Source organism: Nocardia sp. XZ_19_231 (assembly GCF_015355705.1).
In the GTDB taxonomy this organism is placed as follows: Bacteria; Actinomycetota; Actinomycetes; order Mycobacteriales; family Mycobacteriaceae; genus Nocardia; species Nocardia salmonicida.
Genome location: NZ_JACUZI010000005.1, coordinates 616409 through 634507, shown reverse-complemented (window position 1 = coordinate 634507; position 18099 = coordinate 616409). Strand labels below are relative to the sequence as shown.

General features: G+C 67.7%; 17 protein-coding genes. 12 read left to right on the top strand and 5 right to left on the bottom strand.

Annotated elements, in window-relative coordinates; translation table 11 throughout:
- The first annotated feature begins 24 nt into the window (after positions 1-24).
- The 6 genes from IBJ82_RS24965 to IBJ82_RS24940 are packed head-to-tail and all read left to right on the top strand — an operon-like array spanning position 25 to position 5190.
- Positions 25-1062, top strand: coding sequence for an ABC transporter substrate-binding protein (locus IBJ82_RS24965; protein ID WP_194828380.1), 1038 nt, complete (start codon positions 25-27; stop codon positions 1060-1062).
- Entirely contained in the window at positions 1059-2057 is a 999-nt protein-coding gene (locus IBJ82_RS24960) for a FecCD family ABC transporter permease (protein ID WP_370585463.1), read from the top strand. Before IBJ82_RS24965 ends, IBJ82_RS24960 begins: the two co-directional genes overlap by 4 nt.
- The gene (locus IBJ82_RS24955; RefSeq protein WP_370585462.1) at positions 2054-3121 is read left to right on the top strand and encodes a FecCD family ABC transporter permease; all 1068 of its coding nucleotides are present in this window, start codon (positions 2054-2056) and stop codon (positions 3119-3121) included. The genes IBJ82_RS24960 and IBJ82_RS24955 overlap by 4 nt, the downstream gene beginning before the upstream one ends.
- Positions 3118-3906, top strand: coding sequence for an ABC transporter ATP-binding protein (locus IBJ82_RS24950; protein WP_194828379.1), 789 nt, complete (start codon positions 3118-3120; stop codon positions 3904-3906). Before IBJ82_RS24955 ends, IBJ82_RS24950 begins: the two co-directional genes overlap by 4 nt.
- Positions 3903-4538: a (2Fe-2S) ferredoxin domain-containing protein gene (locus tag IBJ82_RS24945; protein WP_194828378.1), complete on the top strand. Its 636-nt coding sequence runs from the start codon at positions 3903-3905 to the stop codon at positions 4536-4538. The genes IBJ82_RS24950 and IBJ82_RS24945 overlap by 4 nt, the downstream gene beginning before the upstream one ends.
- Before the next feature lie 58 nt (positions 4539-4596).
- Positions 4597-5190, top strand: a complete 594-nt coding sequence (locus tag IBJ82_RS24940; protein WP_194828377.1) for a hypothetical protein — start codon at positions 4597-4599, stop codon at positions 5188-5190.
- Between the two features lie 60 nt (positions 5191-5250).
- Here the strand turns inward: IBJ82_RS24940 and IBJ82_RS24935 are convergent, their stop codons facing one another.
- The 5 genes from IBJ82_RS24935 to cysD are packed head-to-tail and all read right to left on the bottom strand — an operon-like array spanning position 5251 to position 11173.
- The gene (locus IBJ82_RS24935; RefSeq protein WP_194828376.1) at positions 5251-6384 is read right to left on the bottom strand and encodes a sulfotransferase; all 1134 of its coding nucleotides are present in this window, start codon (positions 6382-6384) and stop codon (positions 5251-5253) included.
- 13 nt (positions 6385-6397) lie between these two features.
- On the bottom strand, positions 6398-7183 hold the full coding sequence (locus IBJ82_RS24930; protein ID WP_194828375.1) for an SDR family oxidoreductase: 786 nt from the start codon (positions 7181-7183) through the stop codon (positions 6398-6400).
- Positions 7180-8397, bottom strand: a complete 1218-nt coding sequence (locus IBJ82_RS24925) for a hypothetical protein (protein ID WP_194828374.1) — start codon at positions 8395-8397, stop codon at positions 7180-7182. The genes IBJ82_RS24930 and IBJ82_RS24925 overlap by 4 nt, the downstream gene beginning before the upstream one ends.
- Positions 8394-10268, bottom strand: a complete 1875-nt coding sequence (gene cysC / locus IBJ82_RS24920; RefSeq protein WP_194828373.1) for an adenylyl-sulfate kinase — start codon at positions 10266-10268, stop codon at positions 8394-8396. Before cysC ends, IBJ82_RS24925 begins: the two co-directional genes overlap by 4 nt.
- On the bottom strand, positions 10268-11173 hold the full coding sequence (cysD, locus tag IBJ82_RS24915) for a sulfate adenylyltransferase subunit CysD (RefSeq protein ID WP_194828372.1): 906 nt from the start codon (positions 11171-11173) through the stop codon (positions 10268-10270). The genes cysC and cysD overlap by 1 nt, the downstream gene beginning before the upstream one ends.
- A gap of 87 nt (positions 11174-11260) precedes the next feature.
- On the opposite strand from cysD, the gene IBJ82_RS24910 reads away from it, so the two are divergent.
- The 6 genes from IBJ82_RS24910 (at position 11261) to IBJ82_RS24885 (ending at position 18093) form a co-directional block, all read left to right on the top strand.
- Positions 11261-12190 carry an IclR family transcriptional regulator gene (locus IBJ82_RS24910; RefSeq protein WP_370585461.1) on the top strand — a complete coding sequence of 310 codons (930 nt, stop codon included), beginning with the start codon at positions 11261-11263 and terminating at the stop codon, positions 12188-12190.
- Between the two features lie 177 nt (positions 12191-12367).
- Positions 12368-13657 (top strand): hypothetical protein, encoded by a 1290-nt coding sequence (locus tag IBJ82_RS24905; protein ID WP_194828371.1) that lies wholly within the window; start codon positions 12368-12370, stop codon positions 13655-13657.
- Positions 13658-13699: 42 nt separating this feature from the next.
- Positions 13700-14371 carry a GntR family transcriptional regulator gene (locus IBJ82_RS24900; protein WP_194828370.1) on the top strand — a complete coding sequence of 224 codons (672 nt, stop codon included), beginning with the start codon at positions 13700-13702 and terminating at the stop codon, positions 14369-14371.
- Between the two features lie 57 nt (positions 14372-14428).
- Positions 14429-15814 (top strand): allophanate hydrolase, encoded by a 1386-nt coding sequence (locus IBJ82_RS24895; protein WP_194828369.1) that lies wholly within the window; start codon positions 14429-14431, stop codon positions 15812-15814.
- Positions 15811-16494 (top strand): cysteine hydrolase family protein, encoded by a 684-nt coding sequence (locus tag IBJ82_RS24890; RefSeq protein ID WP_194828368.1) that lies wholly within the window; start codon positions 15811-15813, stop codon positions 16492-16494. Before IBJ82_RS24895 ends, IBJ82_RS24890 begins: the two co-directional genes overlap by 4 nt.
- 15 nt (positions 16495-16509) lie before the next feature.
- Complete coding sequence (locus tag IBJ82_RS24885; RefSeq protein WP_194828367.1) at positions 16510-18093, top strand: regulator; 1584 nt, start codon at positions 16510-16512, stop codon at positions 18091-18093.
- Positions 18094-18099: the final 6 nt, after the last annotated feature.

Genomic DNA, 18099 nt, shown 5'->3' with positions numbered 1-18099 from the left:
CACGAGGACCTGGAAGGCCGTCTCTTGACCCGCTCTGTTTTCGCGCGCCTACGTTCCGGCGCGTTGCTCGCCTGCACGATTGTTCTCACCGGTTGCGGTGTGCAACCGACCTCCGACACGGGCGGCGCAGCAGTTGTCACCCGCGTGAACTGTGGGATCGACGTCGCCGTCGACGGCCCACCGCAGCGGATCTACGCGGCGTATCAGCCCTCGATCGAGATCGCGCACGCGCTCGGTGTCACCGATCGGCTGGTGGGCACGGCATTCCTGGACTCCGCCGTGCTTCCGGAATATGTCGCCGCGCAGGCGCGCTCGCCCTACGTCGAGAAGCTGCCGAGCCGCGACGAACTGCTGGCCCAGCGACCCGACTTCGTCATGTCGGGTTTCAACGGGGTGTTCGCTTCCTCGGCGCAGAACAGCGTCGGTACCAGGGCGAGCCTGAACGAGTTGGGTGTGCGCAGCTGGGTGCTGAGCCCGCTGTGCCCCAGCGCCGACGGACTCGCCGATGAAGCGATCGACCCCGATACCGTGCGCTTCGACAACGTGTACGCCGACCTGCGCGACCTCGGTGCCCTGTGGGGCGCCTCCGAGCGCGCCGAAGAAGTTGTCACGCAGCTGAGTTCGCGCATCGACGGGGTTCGCGCGAAGGTCGGCAACGCCGTGAAGCCTCGGATCGCGGTCGTCACCCCCAAAGACGACGGCTCCTATACCGTGGCAGGCGGCATCGACTTCATCACCCAGATCATCGAAGCCGCAGGCGGAGTCAATGTCTTCGCCGATCTCACCGCCAAGCGCAACGTGCCCGTCGGCGCGGAAGAGCTCATCGCCCGTGACCCCGACATCATCCTGACCAGCCTGTGCTGCAAGGCGACCTACACGCGCGCCGACGGTCAGCCCCAGGTCGACAAGATCGTCGGAAACCCGGCATTCGCGAATCTGGCGGCCGTGCGCAACGCGACCGTGCACCCGTTCCTGTTCGCCGACCGGGCGGCAGGCGTGCGGATCGCGCACGCGACCGAACTGGTCGCCGAATTGATCCATCCCGAGCTGTTCCGGCGGTGACGCGCACCGCACGCGGCACCGGTCTGATCCTGGCCGGCGCCGCGCTGGCGGCTGCTTGCGTGGCGTCCATCCTGATCGGTTCACACCCGCTCACCCTCGACCAGGCCGCGGTCGCGTTCACCGATTTCCAGGGGACCGACACCGACCGGGTCGTGCGCTACATCAGGCTGCCCAGAACTGTCGCGGGCTTACTCGCCGGTGTCGCGTTGGCGCTGGCGGGCGCGGTGATGCAGGGGCTCACCCGCAACCCGCTGGCCGGGCCGGGTCTGCTCGGCATCAACGCGGGTGCGTCGCTGGCGATCGTGATCGCGATGGGTGCGCTCGGCCTCACGGCGACGGGCGGATTCATCTGGTTCGGCTTCCTCGGCGCCGCGATCGCCGCCGCGTTCGTCTACACGCTGGGATCGTTGGGGTTCGGCGGCGCGACGCCGGTGAAACTGGCGCTAGCGGGCGCTGCCTGCACCGCATTGTGCGGGTCGATCACCACGGCGATCACCCTGCTCGACCGGACCCTGTTCGACAACTTCCGATTCTGGGTGGTCGGTTCGTTGACTCGTGCCGACATCGAATCCGTTTGGGGGACAGTACCGTTCATCGCGGTCGGGTCGTTGCTGGCGGTAGTGGTGGCACGGCCGTTGAACGCCGTCGCCATCGGTGACGACATGGCGCGCACGCTGGGCACCCGACTGGTCGCGACGCGCGCGATCGGTGCGTTGAGCGTGGTGCTGCTCGCAGGCTCGGCGGTAGCGATCGCCGGACCGATCGCCTTCATCGGCTTGGTGATCCCGCACATCGCCCGATCCTTCGCCGGGCACGACTACCGGTGGATTCTGCTGTGGTGCGCGGTGCTGGGTCCGACGCTGCTGCTGGTGGCCGACATTCTCGGACGGATGCTGGTGCGGCCACAGGAAATCCAGGTCGGCATCATCACCGCCTTCGCGGGCTCGCCGTTCTTTCTCTATCTCGTGCGCAATCGAAAGGTGGCCACACTGTGACGCGCACCGAGGGCAGCGTGCTGCCCAGCGGCACGTTGTTGCTGCGAACACCCGACCGGCGCATCGTCTTTCGCGTCGGGAGACGGTCCGCGGTCCTGACCGTGCTGATCACGTCCGCCGCGGTGGCGGTGGCGGCGTGGTCACTCACGATCGGCTACTACCCGCTCACCGTCGCTGACGTGATCCGGGTTCTCGGTGGCGGTGGCACGCTCATCGAGTACGACGTGGTGGTGGCCGACCGGTTGCCGCGTGTGCTCACCGGGCTGTGTGTCGGCGCGGCCTTCGCGATATCAGGAGCGATCCTGCAACGGATCGCGACCAATCCGCTGGTGAGTCCCGAGATCATCGGGATCAACGCGGGCGCCTCACTGGGCGCGTTGGTGGTGAGCGTATTGCTCGGTGGCGCCGGACTGGGGCTGGTCGGCGGCGCGGTGCTCGGCGCCGGGGTGGCCATGGCGCTGATCGTGGCCGTGGCCACCAAGGACGGACTCGACGGCTATCGACTCGTGCTCGTCGGCATCGGCGTCACGGCGATGCTGTCCTCGGCCATCGCGTTCATCCTGACCATCGCCGACAACTACCAGGCGCATACGGCCGCCATGTGGCTCACCGGCAGCTTGGCCAACCGCAACTGGAGCCACGTCGGCTTCGCCGCGGCGGCACTGGTGGTGGTCGTGCCGCCGCTGATCGTTCTCGCTCGCTCGTTGCCGCTGCTGGAAATGGGCGACGACCTGGCGAACTCACTGGCCGGCCGACGCGGCCCGCACCGCATCACGCTCATCGTTCTCGCGGCCGCCGCCGCGACCCTGGCAACGGCCGCGGCCGGGCCGATCAGTTTCGTCGCCTTGGTGGCGCCGCAGATCGCGCGACGGTTGCTGGCCGAACGCGGTGCCGGGCTCGCGCCCGCGGCCGCCACCGGGGCATTGCTGGTGGTTGCCGCCGACCTGGCCGCCCGGCGGCTGTTCCCGGCGGAACTCCCTGTCGGGGTGGTGACCGCCATCCTCGGCGCTCCCGTTCTCGTCTACCTCCTCGCCCGTGCAACCCGGATCGGACACGCTGGATGACCGCACACCTGACCACCGAGAGACTCACGCTCGGCTATGGCGACACCGCGATCGTCACCGACGCCACCGTCGACTTCCCGACCGGTGCGATCACGGTCATCGTCGGCCGCAACGGCTGCGGCAAATCGACCCTGCTGCGCGGCCTGGCCCGACTGATCGCGCCGACGGCGGGCGCGGTCCTGCTCGACGGCGCCGATATCGCACCGCAGCCCGCGCGCACGGTCGCCCGTCGGCTCGGCATGTTGCCGCAACAACCCGTTGTCCCCGACAGCATCACCGTGGGTGAACTCGTCGGCCGCGGTCGCCATCCGCACCAACGCTGGTTTCGTCAGTGGTCGGCGCAGGACGGTGAGGCCGTGCGAAAAGCGTTGGTGGCCACCGACACTCTCGAGTTGATCGACCGACCGGTGGATCAACTCTCCGGCGGTCAGAAACAACGGGTGTGGATCGCGCTCGCGTTGGCGCAGGACCCCGAGGTGATGCTGCTCGACGAACCCACGACCTTTCTCGACCTGGCGCACCAACTCGACGTTCTCGACGTCCTGCGCAACCTGTTGCCGCGCACCATCATCGCGGTCCTGCACGACCTGAACCTGGCCGCCCGCTACGCCGACCATCTCGTCGCCGTGCAGGACGGTCGCGTGGTCGCTCAAGGTTCACCCGCCGAGATCGTGCGCCCCGAGCTGATTTCGGAAGTCTTCGGCATCGACTGCACGGTGATCGACGATCCGATGACGGGCACACCACTGGTGATTCCGGCCCGGCGAACGGTGCGCACCACATGACGCGCCGGTATGTCCTCATCGCCCGGCCGACTCCGTCGGGCGTCGACCTCCCGTCCGTCGAAGCTCTGGCGCAGGCCTGCGGGGTCGACTACGCGCTACTCGACCAGCAGGAGCCGACCATCCACACCGCACTCGATACCGCCGCCCGCGACGAATCGCCGGTCACGCTGATCCCGCTCGCCGTGCCACGCGACCGCTACCTCGAGACCTGGATCGCGCGGGCGGTAGCGAACTGGAAGGAAACCCGCGCGAGCGATCTCGACGTGCGAATCACCGACGGCATCGACACCGCCACCGGATTCGCCGATGTGGTGCGTTCGAGGATGTCCGAGGACGGCGCACCGGTGACGGCGAGCCCGCGGGCCTTCCGCAGCCCGGCCTGGTCGGAAATCCCCGACCACACCTCGCACATCCTGGTCTGTAGAGGCCCTCGCTGCACCGTGTACGGCGCGGGCGAGCTGCACCGAACTCTGCGCCGCGACCACCCCGACGCCCTGATCACCCCGACCGGCTGCCTCAACCCGTGCAATCTGGGCCCGCTCTACATCACCTACCCGGACGGGGAATGGCACACGAACGGCGTGCGCGGGGGTGACGCCATCGGTGCCGCGCGCGATAGCCTGACGGAATGATCGAGGACGAGCCGACCACGATCCACCCCGACCGGGCCGCGCGGCAGTCGACCCTCGCATGCTGATCGAGAAGCAGCGCTGGGCCGGGATCCGCAGTGGGGCGGTGACGGTGCTCTTTCGCCGGTGGCGTCATCGGCAGGCCACCGAGGGCAAGGTCTACCGCACCGGTGCCGGGCGTATCGCCGTCGACCGGCTGTCGACGGTCACCGCCGAGCAGATCAGCATCGAGGACGCGCGCGCCGCAGGATATGACGCACCCGTCGATGTGATCGCCGATCTCCGGGGCGCCGAGCAGGACCCGATCTATCTGCTCCGGATCCGCTGTCTCACCGACGAGGATCCGCGCGACGCGTTGGCCGCCGACGACCGGATCGACGATCCCGCGGCCTTGGCCGCCCGCCTCGCACGCATGGACCGGACCGATGCCGAGGGCCCGTGGACTCACGACACGCTCCGAATCATCCAGCGGCGCCCCGCGACCCGGGCTCCCGATCTGGCCGAGGAACTCGGGCGTGACCCACTCCGCTTCAAACTCAACGTGCGCAAACTGAAGAACCTCGGCCTGACCATCAGCCTGGGCACCGGATATCGGATCTCACCCCGCGGCGTGGCCTTGCTGGCAGCCCTGGATTCGGCGCAGACCGGGGATTGAACGTCGGGGTGAGGACCCGAACCTGCCCGCACGGTTGAATCGCGCGGGCAGGGGGAGACGTCAGCGTTGGAAGCGTTCGGCGACCATCTCCTCGGACAATCCGTAGTCGGCGAGGGAGTACTGGTGGGTGGCTTTGCGGTCGCCCGTGCGGCTTTCTTGATCGAGAGCGGTGATGGCTGTTCTTGCCTCGGGGGTCAGAGCGGTGCCGGTTCGGGTGTAGATGCGGTCGACGACGCCCATGGGGTCGGCGCGCAGGTCGTCGAAGTCGACGTCTATGAAGGTGGCCTCGGGGTGGCGGGTGCGGGCGGCGGTGAACTCGGAGAGGCCGCGCGCCCACAGGTCGAGCTGTGTGCGGCCGATGGTTTCGCCGGTGAAGACCGTGGACCAGCCTCGGGTGGCGTGCTCGTTGAGGCTGCAGACCGACGGGATGATGGTGGCGGGGTCGCGGTGGGTCTGGATGACGATGGCGTCGGGGTAGGTCGCCAAGAGGGCGTCCAGGCAGAACAGGTGGCTGGGATTCTTGAGCACCCAGCGGCGGGTGTCGTTCATGCCGATCAGCTGCAGGTTGCGGCGGTGGCGTGCGTAGGCGGGCGTCCAGTCTTGACCGGCCAGCCATTGCGTGTAGCCCGGTATATAGGCGAGGCATCCGTAGGAGTGCGACATGCCCGACTGGCGCAGCAACTGCCAGCATTCCTCCACGTCGGAGGCGCTCATGTAGTGCAGGCCCATGAATTCGGGGTTCTGGACCTGATGCTGTCGTAGACCCGCGTCGATCTGCGCGTAGGCGGGATTGTCGGCCCAGCTCTCGCGCGGTGGTCGTGGCTGCGGGAAATCGGTCAGCCACATCTCCAGCCCCTGATTGGCCGGATCAGCGGCCAGCAGCCGGTGCAGTGCGGTGGTACCGGTCCGGGGCAGCCCGGTGACGAAAATCGGCTGGGTGACCGGTGTTTCGACGTAGCCGGGATTGGCCGCCCACGCGGCTTCACTCAGCGCACGAGCGACCAGCGCACCGCGTAGGAAGAATCGCGACATCTTGGAGCCGAGCTCGGTGAGCCCGGCGTCGTCACGATACGAGTCGAGCAGAACCTGCAACGCCTCGGTGTAGTCGTCGGCCCCGAAATCGGTGAGACCGGTGAGTTTGGTGGCTGAGGCGTGTAGGTCGGCCACAGTGCCGACATCGGTGCGCACAGTCATCTTCAACAAGCTCCTAGTTGTGGTATTCGCCGCAGTTGACGTCGAGGGTCTGGCCGGTGATCGCCGACGACCAGTCGGAGGCGAGAAACACCACGGCACGGGCGATTTCGTCGGGCTCGGGCAACCGCTTCAGATCGGATTTCGACGCGGTCTGCTCATAGACCTGCTCGACGGTGATGCCGTACTTCTCGGCGACCTGACCGAAATACCACTTCAGCTGATCGGTCCAGATGTAGCCGGGCAGCACACTGTTGACCCGCACGCCCTTGCCGCCGAGCTCGGTGGCCAGAGTCTGCGACATGGCCAGCAGCGCCGCCTTGGTGAGTTTGTAACTGCCGTACCTGGGTTCGGAATGGCGCACGACCATCGAATTGATCATCACCACAGCGCCTTTGGCCTCGGCGAGAGCGGGCGCGAACGCCTGCGTCATCCGCAGACCACCGAGCACCGTCATATCGAGGCTCGACCGGATGTGGTCGAAATCGGTGCGGTCGAGGGGCTTCATCGACGGCACCGAGAACGCGTTGTTCACCAGTGCGTCGACCCGACCGAAGGTGTCGACCGTGCGCGCCACGAGATTCTGCACCGCGGCCTCGTCGGTGATGTCGGTGGGCACACTCAGCGTGGCGCCCCCGACGGCCTCGATTTCGGCAGCCACCTCGAGCAGACGGGATTCGGTGCGCGCCGCGAGCACGACCGTCGCCCCTGCCGCGGCCGCTTCCAGACAGATCGACCGGCCAAGACCCGGCCCGACCCCGGAAACAACGACGACTTTGCCGTCCAACAGTGCCCCGCTCATCCGAGCATCCTTTCGGCGAAGGCCCGCTGGCGGGCCGAGATCCGGTCGCGCCAACCAGCGGCGTCGATCCGGTTGTCTTCGATATGTGGAAGGTGTTGTGCGACGTCGTCGATCGGCACCACGACGACCGTCGGACCATCGGCTTCGGTCATCGGGCGATCGGTGCGCTGCCACCGGAACTGCAGAATGCCGCGGGTGCGGCCGGTGGTCTCGATCCAGTTCGCGACGCCCGGATCCTGCTTGCTCACCACCATTCGGATCAGCCCGTCCGAATCGACTTGGGCCTGAGCGTGATTGAGGCTCGTCTGGTGGTTGACGTAGTCCAGGGAGATGTACCAGAGACTGCCCAGCTGGAACCCCTGGTACGGCGCATCGGACTTCGGCACGGTGATCACCAGCGCCTGATCGTCGGCGAGATCGAAATGCCCCACCGAGGAGTACTGGGTGCTCAGCCCACCGGGCGTGAGCCGGGGTGCGGTGAGGGTGTTCACCGGCAGATCGAGGTAGAACCACTTCGGGAAGTTGAACCAGGTGTGCACGCGGGTGAGCAGCATTTTCGCCGCCGCGCCGTACCGTTTGCGGATCCGCGTCAGGTCCGGTTCGACCGGTGCGGTGCCGATGGTGTCGACCCGCTCGATCCGGATCGAGCCCTTGCGCTCGGACCAGTCGCTGTAGACCTCGCGCACGGCCAGCATGGACGCGCCTTCCCCGAGCGGGAAGTAGTCCGGGCCCGCATCGGGTTTCGCGGGGCCGAAGCGCAGGGTGAAGGTGCCGTCGGCGGCGATCGGAATGCGCCGGTCGTCGAACGCGTCGGCGCCACCGGGCACATCGGTCGCGGTGTAGTCACCTTTGAGTACTTGGAAACTCAGGTCGACGGTGCTGCCGCGCACCCCGCTCACCACGTATTCGGCGGTCGGCTCGATATTGGCGTGGTAGTAGAGGGTGTCCGGGTTGTCGAGGCCCATTTTGGCGTACGGGCCGGTCGAGGACACGAAATACGGATGCGACGTGCCGTGCGCGCCCGAAAGGCGCAGGCACGCGGCGACACTCGCCGCGAGGTAGTCGTAGCCCTCGGCGAGGTCCTGATCGCTGCGGACGAACTCCGCTGCGGCGATGAGTTCCTCGGCCTGGGCCACCGCGGCGAGGAACGGCGCGGTGAGCGGTTCCGGTAGCGCGCTGCTACCGGATTCGGTGGCGGTACTGGAGTGGGTCAACGGTCTGCTATTCCTAGCTCTCGGAGGATATGGGCGGCGATCTCGGTAGGGGAGCCGAGGTCGGGTGTGATGACCAGGTCGGCGTTCGCGGGTCGTTCGTAGGGGGAGCCGATCCCGGTGAAGCCGGGCAGCTCGCCGGCTCGGGCCTTGGCGTAGAGGCCCTTGGAGTCGCGGCGCTCGCATTCCGACAGTGGGGTGTCGACGAAGACTTCGTGGAAGGGGAGCTCGCGGTCGGCGTGGGCGGTGCGGGCATTGCTGCGCTGCGCGGCGAACGGGCTGATCACCGACACGATCGCCACCGCACCCGAATCGGCGAACAGTGCGGCGACTTCGGCGACCCGGCGCACGTTCTCGTCCCGGTCGGCGGGGGTGAAGCCGAGGCCCGCGTTGAGACCGTGCCGCAAATTGTCGCCGTCGAGCAGGTAGGCGGGGCGTCCGGCCGCGACCAACTGCCGCTCCAACTCGACGGCCAGCGTGGACTTGCCCGATCCGGACAGGCCGGTCAGCCAGACCGTCGCACCCGCGTGTCCGCGTTCGGCGCGACTCACCGCCGAGCGATGCCAGACCACAGACGACGCCGCGCGCGCACGGTCCGAGGTCACGGAGTCGGTCCCGGTCTCTCGGCCGGTCACCATCCCTGCGGCCACCGTTTGATCGGTGACCGGATCGATCAGGATGAAGCTGCCGGTGCGCCGATTCTCCCGATACGGATCCGACAGCAGCGGATGACGGCTGCGCAATCGAATGCGCGCGATGTCGTTGAGCGACAACGTGGTGACGTCCTCGATTCGGTGCAGGGTGTTCACGTCGAGGCGGTAATCGATGGCCGTGATCTGCGCGGACGAGGTCTGCGTGGCGGTGCGCACCAAGTATTGCGCGCCCTCGCGCAACTGAGCGCTCTCCGAGAACCAACACACCATCGCGTCGAGTTCGGTGCCGATATGGGGACGGTTGCCCGGTCGCGCGAGCAGGTCGCCGCGCCCGACGTCGATGTCGTCGTCGAGGGTCACCGAGACGGCCATTCCGGTGAACGCCTCGTCGACCTTGCTGCCACCCGGACCCCAGATCTGCCTGACATGGGTCGACTTACCCGCGGGCAGCACCACCACTTCGTCGCCGGGCTTGAAGATGCCGCCCGCGACAGTGCCCGCGTAGCTGCGGTGGTCAAGGCCCTCCTGCGCCCGGATGACGTACTGGATCGGCAACCGGGCATCGATGAGATTGCGGTCGGAGGCGATATGGACGTCTTCGAGGTGGCGCAGCAACGGCGGGCCCGGATACCAGTCCATGTGCTCGGAGCCGTCGACGACGTTGTCGCCGAGCAGCGCCGACACGGGAACAAAGCTCAGATCGCCCACCGTCAGTTTGGCGGCGAACGCGGCGAACTCGGTGCGGATCTCCTCGAACCGCTCCTGCGACCAGTCCACGAGGTCCATCTTGTTCACGCAGACCACCAGGTGCGGTACGCCGAGCAGGGTCGCGAGGAACGCGTGCCTGCGGGTCTGCTCGGAAACGCCGGTGCGGGCGTCGACCAGGATCAGCGCGAGGTCGGCGGTGGACGCACCGGTCACCATGTTGCGGGTGTACTGGACGTGTCCCGGAGTATCGGCGATGACGAATTTGCGTCGTGGGGTCGTCACGTAGCGGTAGGCGACGTCGATGGTGATGCCCTGCTCGCGTTCGGCGCGCAGACCATCGGTGACCAGCGCGAGATCGGCTGAGGCGCCACCACGTTCGGTGCTGACTCGCTCGATGGCGGCGAGTTGATCGTCGAACAGGGACTTGGAGTCGTAGAGCAGCCGTCCGATGAGGGTGGACTTGCCGTCGTCGACGCTGCCCGCGGTCGCCAGTCGTAATAGATTGCGGCGCATCAGAAATAGCCCTCTCGCTTGCGGTCTTCCATGCCGGTCTCGGAGATCCGGTCGTCGGCGCGAGTGGCGCCGCGTTCGGTGAGCCGGGTGGCGGCGGTCTCGGCGATCACCTTCGCCGGGGTGTCGGCGGTGCTCTCGACGCAGCCGGTGCAGGTGGCGTCGCCGACCGTGCGGAACCGGACGGTGGCTTCGAAGGTGCGTTCACCGGGGGCCGGGGTGATGAATCGTGTCGCCGACAGCAGCATGCCGTCGCGTTCGATCACTTGACGCCGGTGCGCGTAGTACAGCGAGGGCAGTTCGACGGCCTCGCGATCGATGTACTCCCAGATGTCGAGCTCGGTCCAGTTCGACAGCGGGAACACCCGGATGTGCTCGCCGGGCTGATGGCGACCGTTGTAGAGGTTCCATACCTCGGGCCGTTGGGCTCGCGGGTCCCACTCGCCGAAACTGTTGCGGAAGCTGAACACGCGTTCCTTGGCGCGGGCCTTCTCCTCGTCGCGGCGCGCGCCGCCGAATGCCGCGTCGAACCGGTGCTCGGCGATAGCGCGCAGCAAGGTGGTGGTCTGCAAGGGATTGCGGGTGCCGCCGGGGCGTTCCACGGCGCGGCCCGCGTCGATGTCGTCCTGTACGCGGGCGATTTCCAGGCGGGCACCGGTGCGCTCGGCGGTGCGGTCGCGGAACTCGATCACCTCGTCGAAGTTGTGGCCGGTGTCCACGTGCAGCAGCGGAAACGGCAATGGCGCGGGCCAGAACGCGCGCCGCGCCAGATGTAGCAGCACGGCGGAATCCTTGCCGCCGGAGAAGAGTAGCGCCGGTCGCGCGAGCGTGGCCGCGACCTCCCGGAAGATGTGCACCGACTCGGCCTCCAAGGCCGCCAGATGCGATAACTCGTACCCCGTCTGCACTGTTCACCCACTTCACTCGCGCATTTCGTCGGAAAACATTCCCCGACGGGTTGCGGTGTCGAATATTCGACGCTATTGTTCGGTATTGTGACACCGACGATAAGCCGGGCCGAGCTCGCCGGTCAAGAGGTGACGCCGGATTCGCCCGGTGATGCCGAGATTCCCGGCGCCGCGTCGCCGCCGACACAGCGCGTGGTGAAGGTGCTCGAGCTGCTGTCACGGCGGGCGACCGAACGGCTGTCGCTGGCCCGCATCGTGCGGGAAGCGGGGCTCTCGCGCGCCACCGCGCACGCCGTGCTCACCCAGCTCACCGCCGATGGCTGGACGGTGCGCGACGAGGACGGCTGCTACGGCATCGGCTTGCGGCTACTGACCGTGGCCAGGCGTGCCGAGACAGCGTTTCCGCTGCGCCGCACCGCGGTGGCGCACCTGCGAGCGCTGTCCGAGCAGGCCGGCGTGCCGGTGTTCCTCGCCGAACGCGATGGGGAGAGCATCGTGGTCACCGAGGTCGTCGGTCATCCGTCGGCGGGCTGGATCCGGCCGGGTCGGCGCCTTCCGCTGGCACCCCCCGTCTGCCGCGAATTCATCGCCTGGGCAACGGAACCCGTCAGGCAGGCGTGGCTCGCGACCGCGAACTCGGCTCACCGTGACCGCCTCGCCCGTGTACTCGCCGAGATCCGAACCCGCGGCTACTCCGTCGAACGGCTGGTCGACGACTCGACACCGATGCTGGAAGTCCTGGCGGGCCTGCGTGATACACCGATCACCGCCGCCCTGCGCGCTCAACTCGGTTCCGTCATCACCGAACTGATCACCATCGACTACCTGCCCGATGAGCTCGGCCCCGAGAACGCGGTGGTTACCCTCGCCGCCCCCATCCGTGATCGCAACGGTGTGGTAGTGGCAGCGGTCGTCAGCTGCCCCGACACCCGGTTGTCGAGCCGGGCATTGAGTGAGCTCGGTGCGGCGACTGTGGCGGCCGCGGACCGGATCACCGCGGGCGTACCAGGAGACTGAAGCACGCCCTGCCGGTCAGAACCTGGATTCGGATGACCGCCTCTCGCACCGAACGGGTTGTGTTCCTACGGTTTCGAGTACTCGGCAGCGGCGGTTCGCCATTACGCTGAGGGGTGGATCTGCCCGAATGCGACCCGCTCGACGGTCGCGGAGGCGGAGGGCGAGGAAGGACGGGCCGTGGCAAACGACAGTGATCGGTGGTGGGAGGCGCCCGAAATCTCAGGCTCCACCCCTGACTCCACCGCGCAACCGGCGTCGGATCCCACCATCCTGAGAGCTCCCGGCAACCAGGGTCAGCCAGGCGCTGCGCAGCCGGTACCCGGACAGCAGCCGGGAACGGGGGAGCAGTCGCCATGGCAGCAGCCCGGTAGCGGCCAGCATCCGTTCGCGCCGCCGACAGTCGTCGGGCAGCACCCGTTCGGACAACCGGGGACCGGCGAACAGCCGTACGGGCAGCAACCCGGTACCGGACCGCAGCCACCGTGGCAGCCGCCGGCGACGGGACAACCGGGTAGCGGCCAGCATCCGTTCGCGCCGCCGGTCGGGCAGTGGGCCGGGCAGCAAACATACGGGCAGCAACCCGGAATGGGCCAGGATCCGTACGCCCCGCAACCCGGCAGTGGGCAGCCGTACCAGCCGGGAACAGGCCAACAGCCGTACGGGCAGCAGTATGGATCGGGCCAGCAGCCGTTCGCCCAGCCGGGATACGGGCAGCAGCCCTACGGCTATGCTCCTGCGCCACAGCAGTATTCGCCCCCACCACGTCGCAGTGGTGGCTCGGGCGGGATCATCGCGGTGGTGGCCGTCGTCCTGGTGCTGGTGATCGGAGTCGGGGTCGCGGTCGCGTTTGCCGCCCGTTCCTCCGACGAGTCCTCGGCGTCGGCGGGTACGACCACAACGAAGGCGGGACCACTGTCGGGCACGAGTACCGCACCCCTTGCCCCGGGCTCGAAAGGTGTGCTCATCCCGACCTATCGCGTCGCCTACGACGTGCCGACGGCCTGGACGATCCACTCCGACTCCGACCCGATGTCGTTCACCACCGCGACCGGCTCGGTGGACGGACGCGGTCAGGCCACCGAGGGAGCCAACTACTGCCCCGGCTCGGTCTACCGCGCCATGGCCGGAGTTACCTCGAGCACGGAAACCGACCTCGCTGCCGCCGCCAAGAGCGTCGCGAAAATCTCCGCGGCAGGAGGATATTCGGACTCGACCGGCGGAAAGATCAGCACGCCTACGTCGCTGAAGACCCAGAGCGGAGTCAGCGGCCAATTCGTGGAGACCTCCGGCGCGTGGACCCCACAGATCCCGGGTTGCACGGCGAACGCCTACTCCGTGTACACCTTCGGGTTCCGCAACGCCGCCGACACCACCCTCGTGCTGACCATCCTCGTCGACCGTGGCACCACCGGCGAACTCACCGCTGACCAGGCTCAGAAGATGATCGCCAGCCTGCGCCTGGTCTAGCGACATCGGCGCCACCGCGCTCGGAGTTCGTAGACTCGACTCATGACGGCAGCCGCATCGAATTCGACCGATCTCCCGGCGAGTCTGGTGGAGATGACCGCTGACCACGTGCGTGCGGAGGTACTCGGCGGTGCCTTGGCGCCGGGGGAGCGGGTTGGTGAGGAGGCGCTGTGCGCGCGGCTGGGTATCAGCCGGGCGCCGGTGCGTGAGGCATTGCGGCGCTTGGCCGAGCAGGGGCTGGTCGAGCACCTGCCGCGGCGCGGTTACCGCGTGGTCGTGTGGTCGGCGCAGGATATCGTGCAGCTGTTCGAGGTGCGGCGGGCGCTGGAGCAGCACGCGCTGTCCGCCGCGCTCCCGTCTGCGGATCTGCCGCGACGGCTGAGTCGGGTCCGTGCCGCGTTGGCGGAGCTGACCGCGGCGGACCAGCGTGCGGACTGGGTCGCCCGCGACGATGCGCACCGTCGCTTCCACGTCGAAATCGTTGCGCTGGCAGGCAATCGGCAGCTGGACCTGGTGTACGAGCAGGTTCTGGTGAAACTCCAGCTCGCGATGGCGCGCAATCTGCGCGAGGAAACCGAGGCAGGCGCTCGTCGCGAGGGGGTGCGCAGACATCAGGAACTGCTCACCGCGCTGGAGACCAATGATCCGCTCCGGGCCGAGGCCGCGCTGCGCAGGCACGGCGAGCAAACATACCTGAAACTCGGTATCTGCTAACACGTCCGATACAGACCGATCCCACCGCCGTCATACTTTCTGTCGACAATCGACAACATGACAGGCTCTACGGTCACCGAAATTCTCACCCAGCATCAGGGTGGCAGCGGTTCCCCGACCAGAACCGCGGAACGGGTGGCCGACGCGATCGCCGCGCGCGGCGACGACGGCACCTGGATCACTGCGGTGTCGCGCGCCGAGTTGCTCGCTGCCGCAGCGGCTATCGAACGCAGGCCGGGCGCACTGACGCTGCCGTTGTACGGCGTGCCGTTCGGGGTGAAGGACAGTATCGACGTCGCCGGCTACCCGACGACCCTGGCCTGCCCCGACTACGCCTATGTAGCCACCCGCACCGCACCGGCGGTGCAACGCTTGCTCGACGCGGGCGCGCTCTTCGTCGGCAAGACCAATCTCGACCAGTTCGCCACCGGCCTCAATGGAACAAGGACCCCTTATCCGGTGCCGCGCAGCGTCTTCGGCGGCGATCTGATCTCCGGCGGTTCCAGTTCTGGATCCGCGCTTGCCGTCGCACTCGGCCAGGTGCCGTTCTGTGTGGCCACCGATACGGCGGGATCGGGCCGCGTGCCCGCCGCGCTCAACGGCATCGTCGGCTGGAAGCCGTCCCGCGGCCTGATCAGCACCGTCGGGCTCGTGCCCGCCTGCAAGTCGCTGGACTGCCTCACCCTGATGGCGACCACTGTCGAGGACCTGGATCTGGTCGCGGAGGTGATCATGGCGGTTGATCACGAGGATCCGTGGACCCGCGCCAGGGGCGGGCGATTCCCCGGCGGCCCGATCCGGCTCGGGTTGCCGGCACCGCGGGAGCTCGAGTTCTTCGGCGACGAGGCCATGCGCGCCGCGCACCTCGGCGCGCGAGACAGGCTGCCGGGCAAGGGGTTCGACTGCGTCGACACGACCCTCGCGCCGTTCCTCGCGGCGGGCGCTCTGCTCTACCAGGGCCCGTGGGTGGCCGAACGCCTGGTCGAATTCGAGGAGTTCCTGACCGAACGGCCGGACTCGATTCTGCCCGTGATCCGGGAAATCCTCGACAGCGGACGACAGTTCAGCGCCGTGGACGTGTTCCGCGCGCAACAGCGATTGCAGACACTGCGCGCGGAGGTCAACCGCATGTGGGACGAGGTCGACGCGGTGATCGTGCCGACCATCGGCACCACGTTCACCGTCGACCAAGTGCTGGCCGATCCGATCGCGACCAATACCGTGCTCGGCCATTACACCCACTTCGGCAATCTCCTCGACTTGACCGCCATCGCGGTTCCCGCAGGCACCACGCGCGACGGAAGACCTGTCTCGCTCATGGTGTTCGGCCCGGCGCTCGCCGACGACGTCGTCCTCGCCGCCGCCGCGCGGCTGCTCGACGAGCCGCGCACCGCGGCTTTACCCCACCACCTCGGCCCGGTATCCCTCCAGGAGCGACGATGACCGAAATCCCTGCCGACCCGACCCCATTGTCCTTCGATCCCGCGACGACGGCGCTCGTCATCATCGATATGCAGCGAGACTTCCTGCTGCCCGGCGGCTTCGGCGAAAGCCTCGGCAACGATGTGGCCCTACTTCGCACCGTGATCGAACCGCTCGCCGAGCTGCTCGCGGCCGCTCGAGCGGCGGGCATCACCGTGATCCACACCAGAGAAGGGCACCTGCCCGATCTCTCCGATTGTCCACCGGCGAAACTGCGGCGCGGCAACCCGTCTCAGCGGATAGGCGATCCGGGACGGTTCGGGCGCATCCTGATCCGCGGCGAATACGGTCACGACATCATCGACGAACTGGCACCGCTCGACGGCGAGACCGTCATCGACAAGCCGGGCAAGGGCGCGTTCTACGCGACCGAGCTGGCCACTGTGCTGCAACAGAATTCGATCACCACCTTGCTCGTCGCCGGCGTCACCACCGAGGTGTGCGTGCACACCACCGTGCGCGAGGCCAACGACCGCGGCTACGAATGCCTCGTCGTCGCGGACTGTGTCGGCTCGTATTTCCCCGAATTCCAGCGTGTCGGGCTCGCGATGATCGCCGCCCAGGGCGCGATCTTCGGCTGGGTCGCCGACTCGGCGGATGTCATTGCCGCACTCACCACCACAGCCCCCGTCACGGCCTAGCGAACAGGATCCACCATGTCCGTCGACACCTCGAAAACGACCACCGCACCAGAACCACCTGCGCCACTGGCACTTCCGTGGTGGACGAGGGGAGACACCAACGCCTTCTTCGGCCTGGCGTTCAACATCCTGGTCAACGTCCTCACCCTGACCACGCTCACCATCGCGGTGGTCAAGATCCCCAGCACCGATGTGCTCGGCACGGTGCTCCCGGCTCTCGGTATCGCCCTCGTGCTCGGCAATCTGTATTACATGGTGCTGGCCAGGCGCCTGGCGCGGCGCGAAGGACGCTCCGATGTCACCGCCCTGCCCTACGGGCCGAGCGTTCCGCACATGTTCATCGTCGTGTTCGTGGTGATGTTGCCGATCTACCTGGCGACGGGAGATCCGTTGCGGGCGTGGGCAGCCGGTCTCGCCTGGGCGTTCATGATCGGCGTCATCGTGATGATCGGCGCCTTTGTCGGCCCGTACATCCGCAAAGTCACCCCGCGAGCCGCGATGCTCGGCACCCTGGCCGGAATCTCGATCACCTTCATCGCCATGCGCCCCGCCGCGCAGATGTGGGAGGTGGCCTGGATCGGGCTCCCGGTGCTGGCCATCATCCTGATCGGCTTCTTCACCGACGTGAAGATGCCGGGCAATATCCCGGTCGGACTGGTCGCGCTGCTGGTCGGCACGGCGATCGGTTGGATCGGCGGATACATGTCGGCACCCGACGTTGCCCAGGCCGCAGGCGATATCGCGCTCGGCTTGCCCGACCTGCGCCTCGACCTGCTCTTCGACGGTCTGAGCGACCTCGCCCCGCTGCTGGCGACCGCCATCCCGCTCGGCATCTACAACTTCACCGAGGCCATGAGTAATGTGGAGAGCGCGGCTGCGGCGGGCGACAACTACAACCTGCGCAGTGTGCTGCTGGCCGACGGCTTCGGCGCGGTGATCGGCGCCGGCTTCGGCTCACCGTTCCCGCCCGCGGTCTACATCGGTCATCCTGGGTGGAAGGACGCGGGCGGGCGCACCGGCTATTCCCTTGCCAGTGGCCTGACCATCGGAATCATGTGTCTGCTCGGGCTGTTCGGTGTCCTCGCGACGCTGCTGCCCATCCCGGCGATCGTTCCGATCCTGCTTTATATCGGCCTGCTGATCGGCGCGCAAGCCTTCCAGGCGGTGCCGCGCATCCATGCGGTCGCGGTCGTGGCCGCGCTGCTGCCCAATCTGGCGGAATGGGCGGTGACCCAGATCGACAACGCGCTGTCCGCCGCCGGGACATCGGCGGAGAAGATCGGTTCGGACGCGCTCGGCCAAGCGGGCGTGGTCTACGACGGGCTGAAGGTGTTCGGTTCCGGTGCGGTGCTGGCCGGTCTGGTGCTCGGCGCGATTGTCACGTTCATCCTCGACAAACGGTTCCGGGCGGCCGGAGTGGCAGCGCTCATCGGCGCGGGGCTGAGCTGGATCGGGCTGATCCACGCCCACGCGGTCGAATGGGCTGCCGCGCCCGGTGTGGCGCTGGGCTATTTGTTTTTCGCAGTGGTCTGTCTGGCCTACTCGCTGCTGCCGTCTCCGAGCACGGAGACCCCTGTCGCCGACGAGGTCGCCGTGTGAGGTGGT

Bases quoted from the DNA above. Each gene is read 5' to 3' on its own strand.
- IBJ82_RS24945 (WP_194828378.1), top strand. From the start codon at position 3,903: ATGACGCGCCGGTATGTCCTCATCGCCCGGCCGACTCCGTCGGGCGTC.
- cysC (WP_194828373.1), bottom strand. From the start codon at position 10,268: ATGCGCCGCAATCTATTACGACTGGCGACCGCGGGCAGCGTCGACGAC.
- IBJ82_RS24930 (WP_194828375.1), bottom strand. From the start codon at position 7,183: ATGAGCGGGGCACTGTTGGACGGCAAAGTCGTCGTTGTTTCCGGGGTC.
- IBJ82_RS24950 (WP_194828379.1), top strand. From the start codon at position 3,118: ATGACCGCACACCTGACCACCGAGAGACTCACGCTCGGCTATGGCGAC.
- IBJ82_RS24890 (WP_194828368.1), top strand. From the start codon at position 15,811: ATGACCGAAATCCCTGCCGACCCGACCCCATTGTCCTTCGATCCCGCG.
- IBJ82_RS24885 (WP_194828367.1), top strand. From the start codon at position 16,510: ATGTCCGTCGACACCTCGAAAACGACCACCGCACCAGAACCACCTGCG.
- IBJ82_RS24900 (WP_194828370.1), top strand. From the start codon at position 13,700: ATGACGGCAGCCGCATCGAATTCGACCGATCTCCCGGCGAGTCTGGTG.
- IBJ82_RS24895 (WP_194828369.1), top strand. From the start codon at position 14,429: ATGACAGGCTCTACGGTCACCGAAATTCTCACCCAGCATCAGGGTGGC.
- IBJ82_RS24935 (WP_194828376.1), bottom strand. From the start codon at position 6,384: ATGACTGTGCGCACCGATGTCGGCACTGTGGCCGACCTACACGCCTCA.
- IBJ82_RS24940 (WP_194828377.1), top strand. From the start codon at position 4,597: ATGCTGATCGAGAAGCAGCGCTGGGCCGGGATCCGCAGTGGGGCGGTG.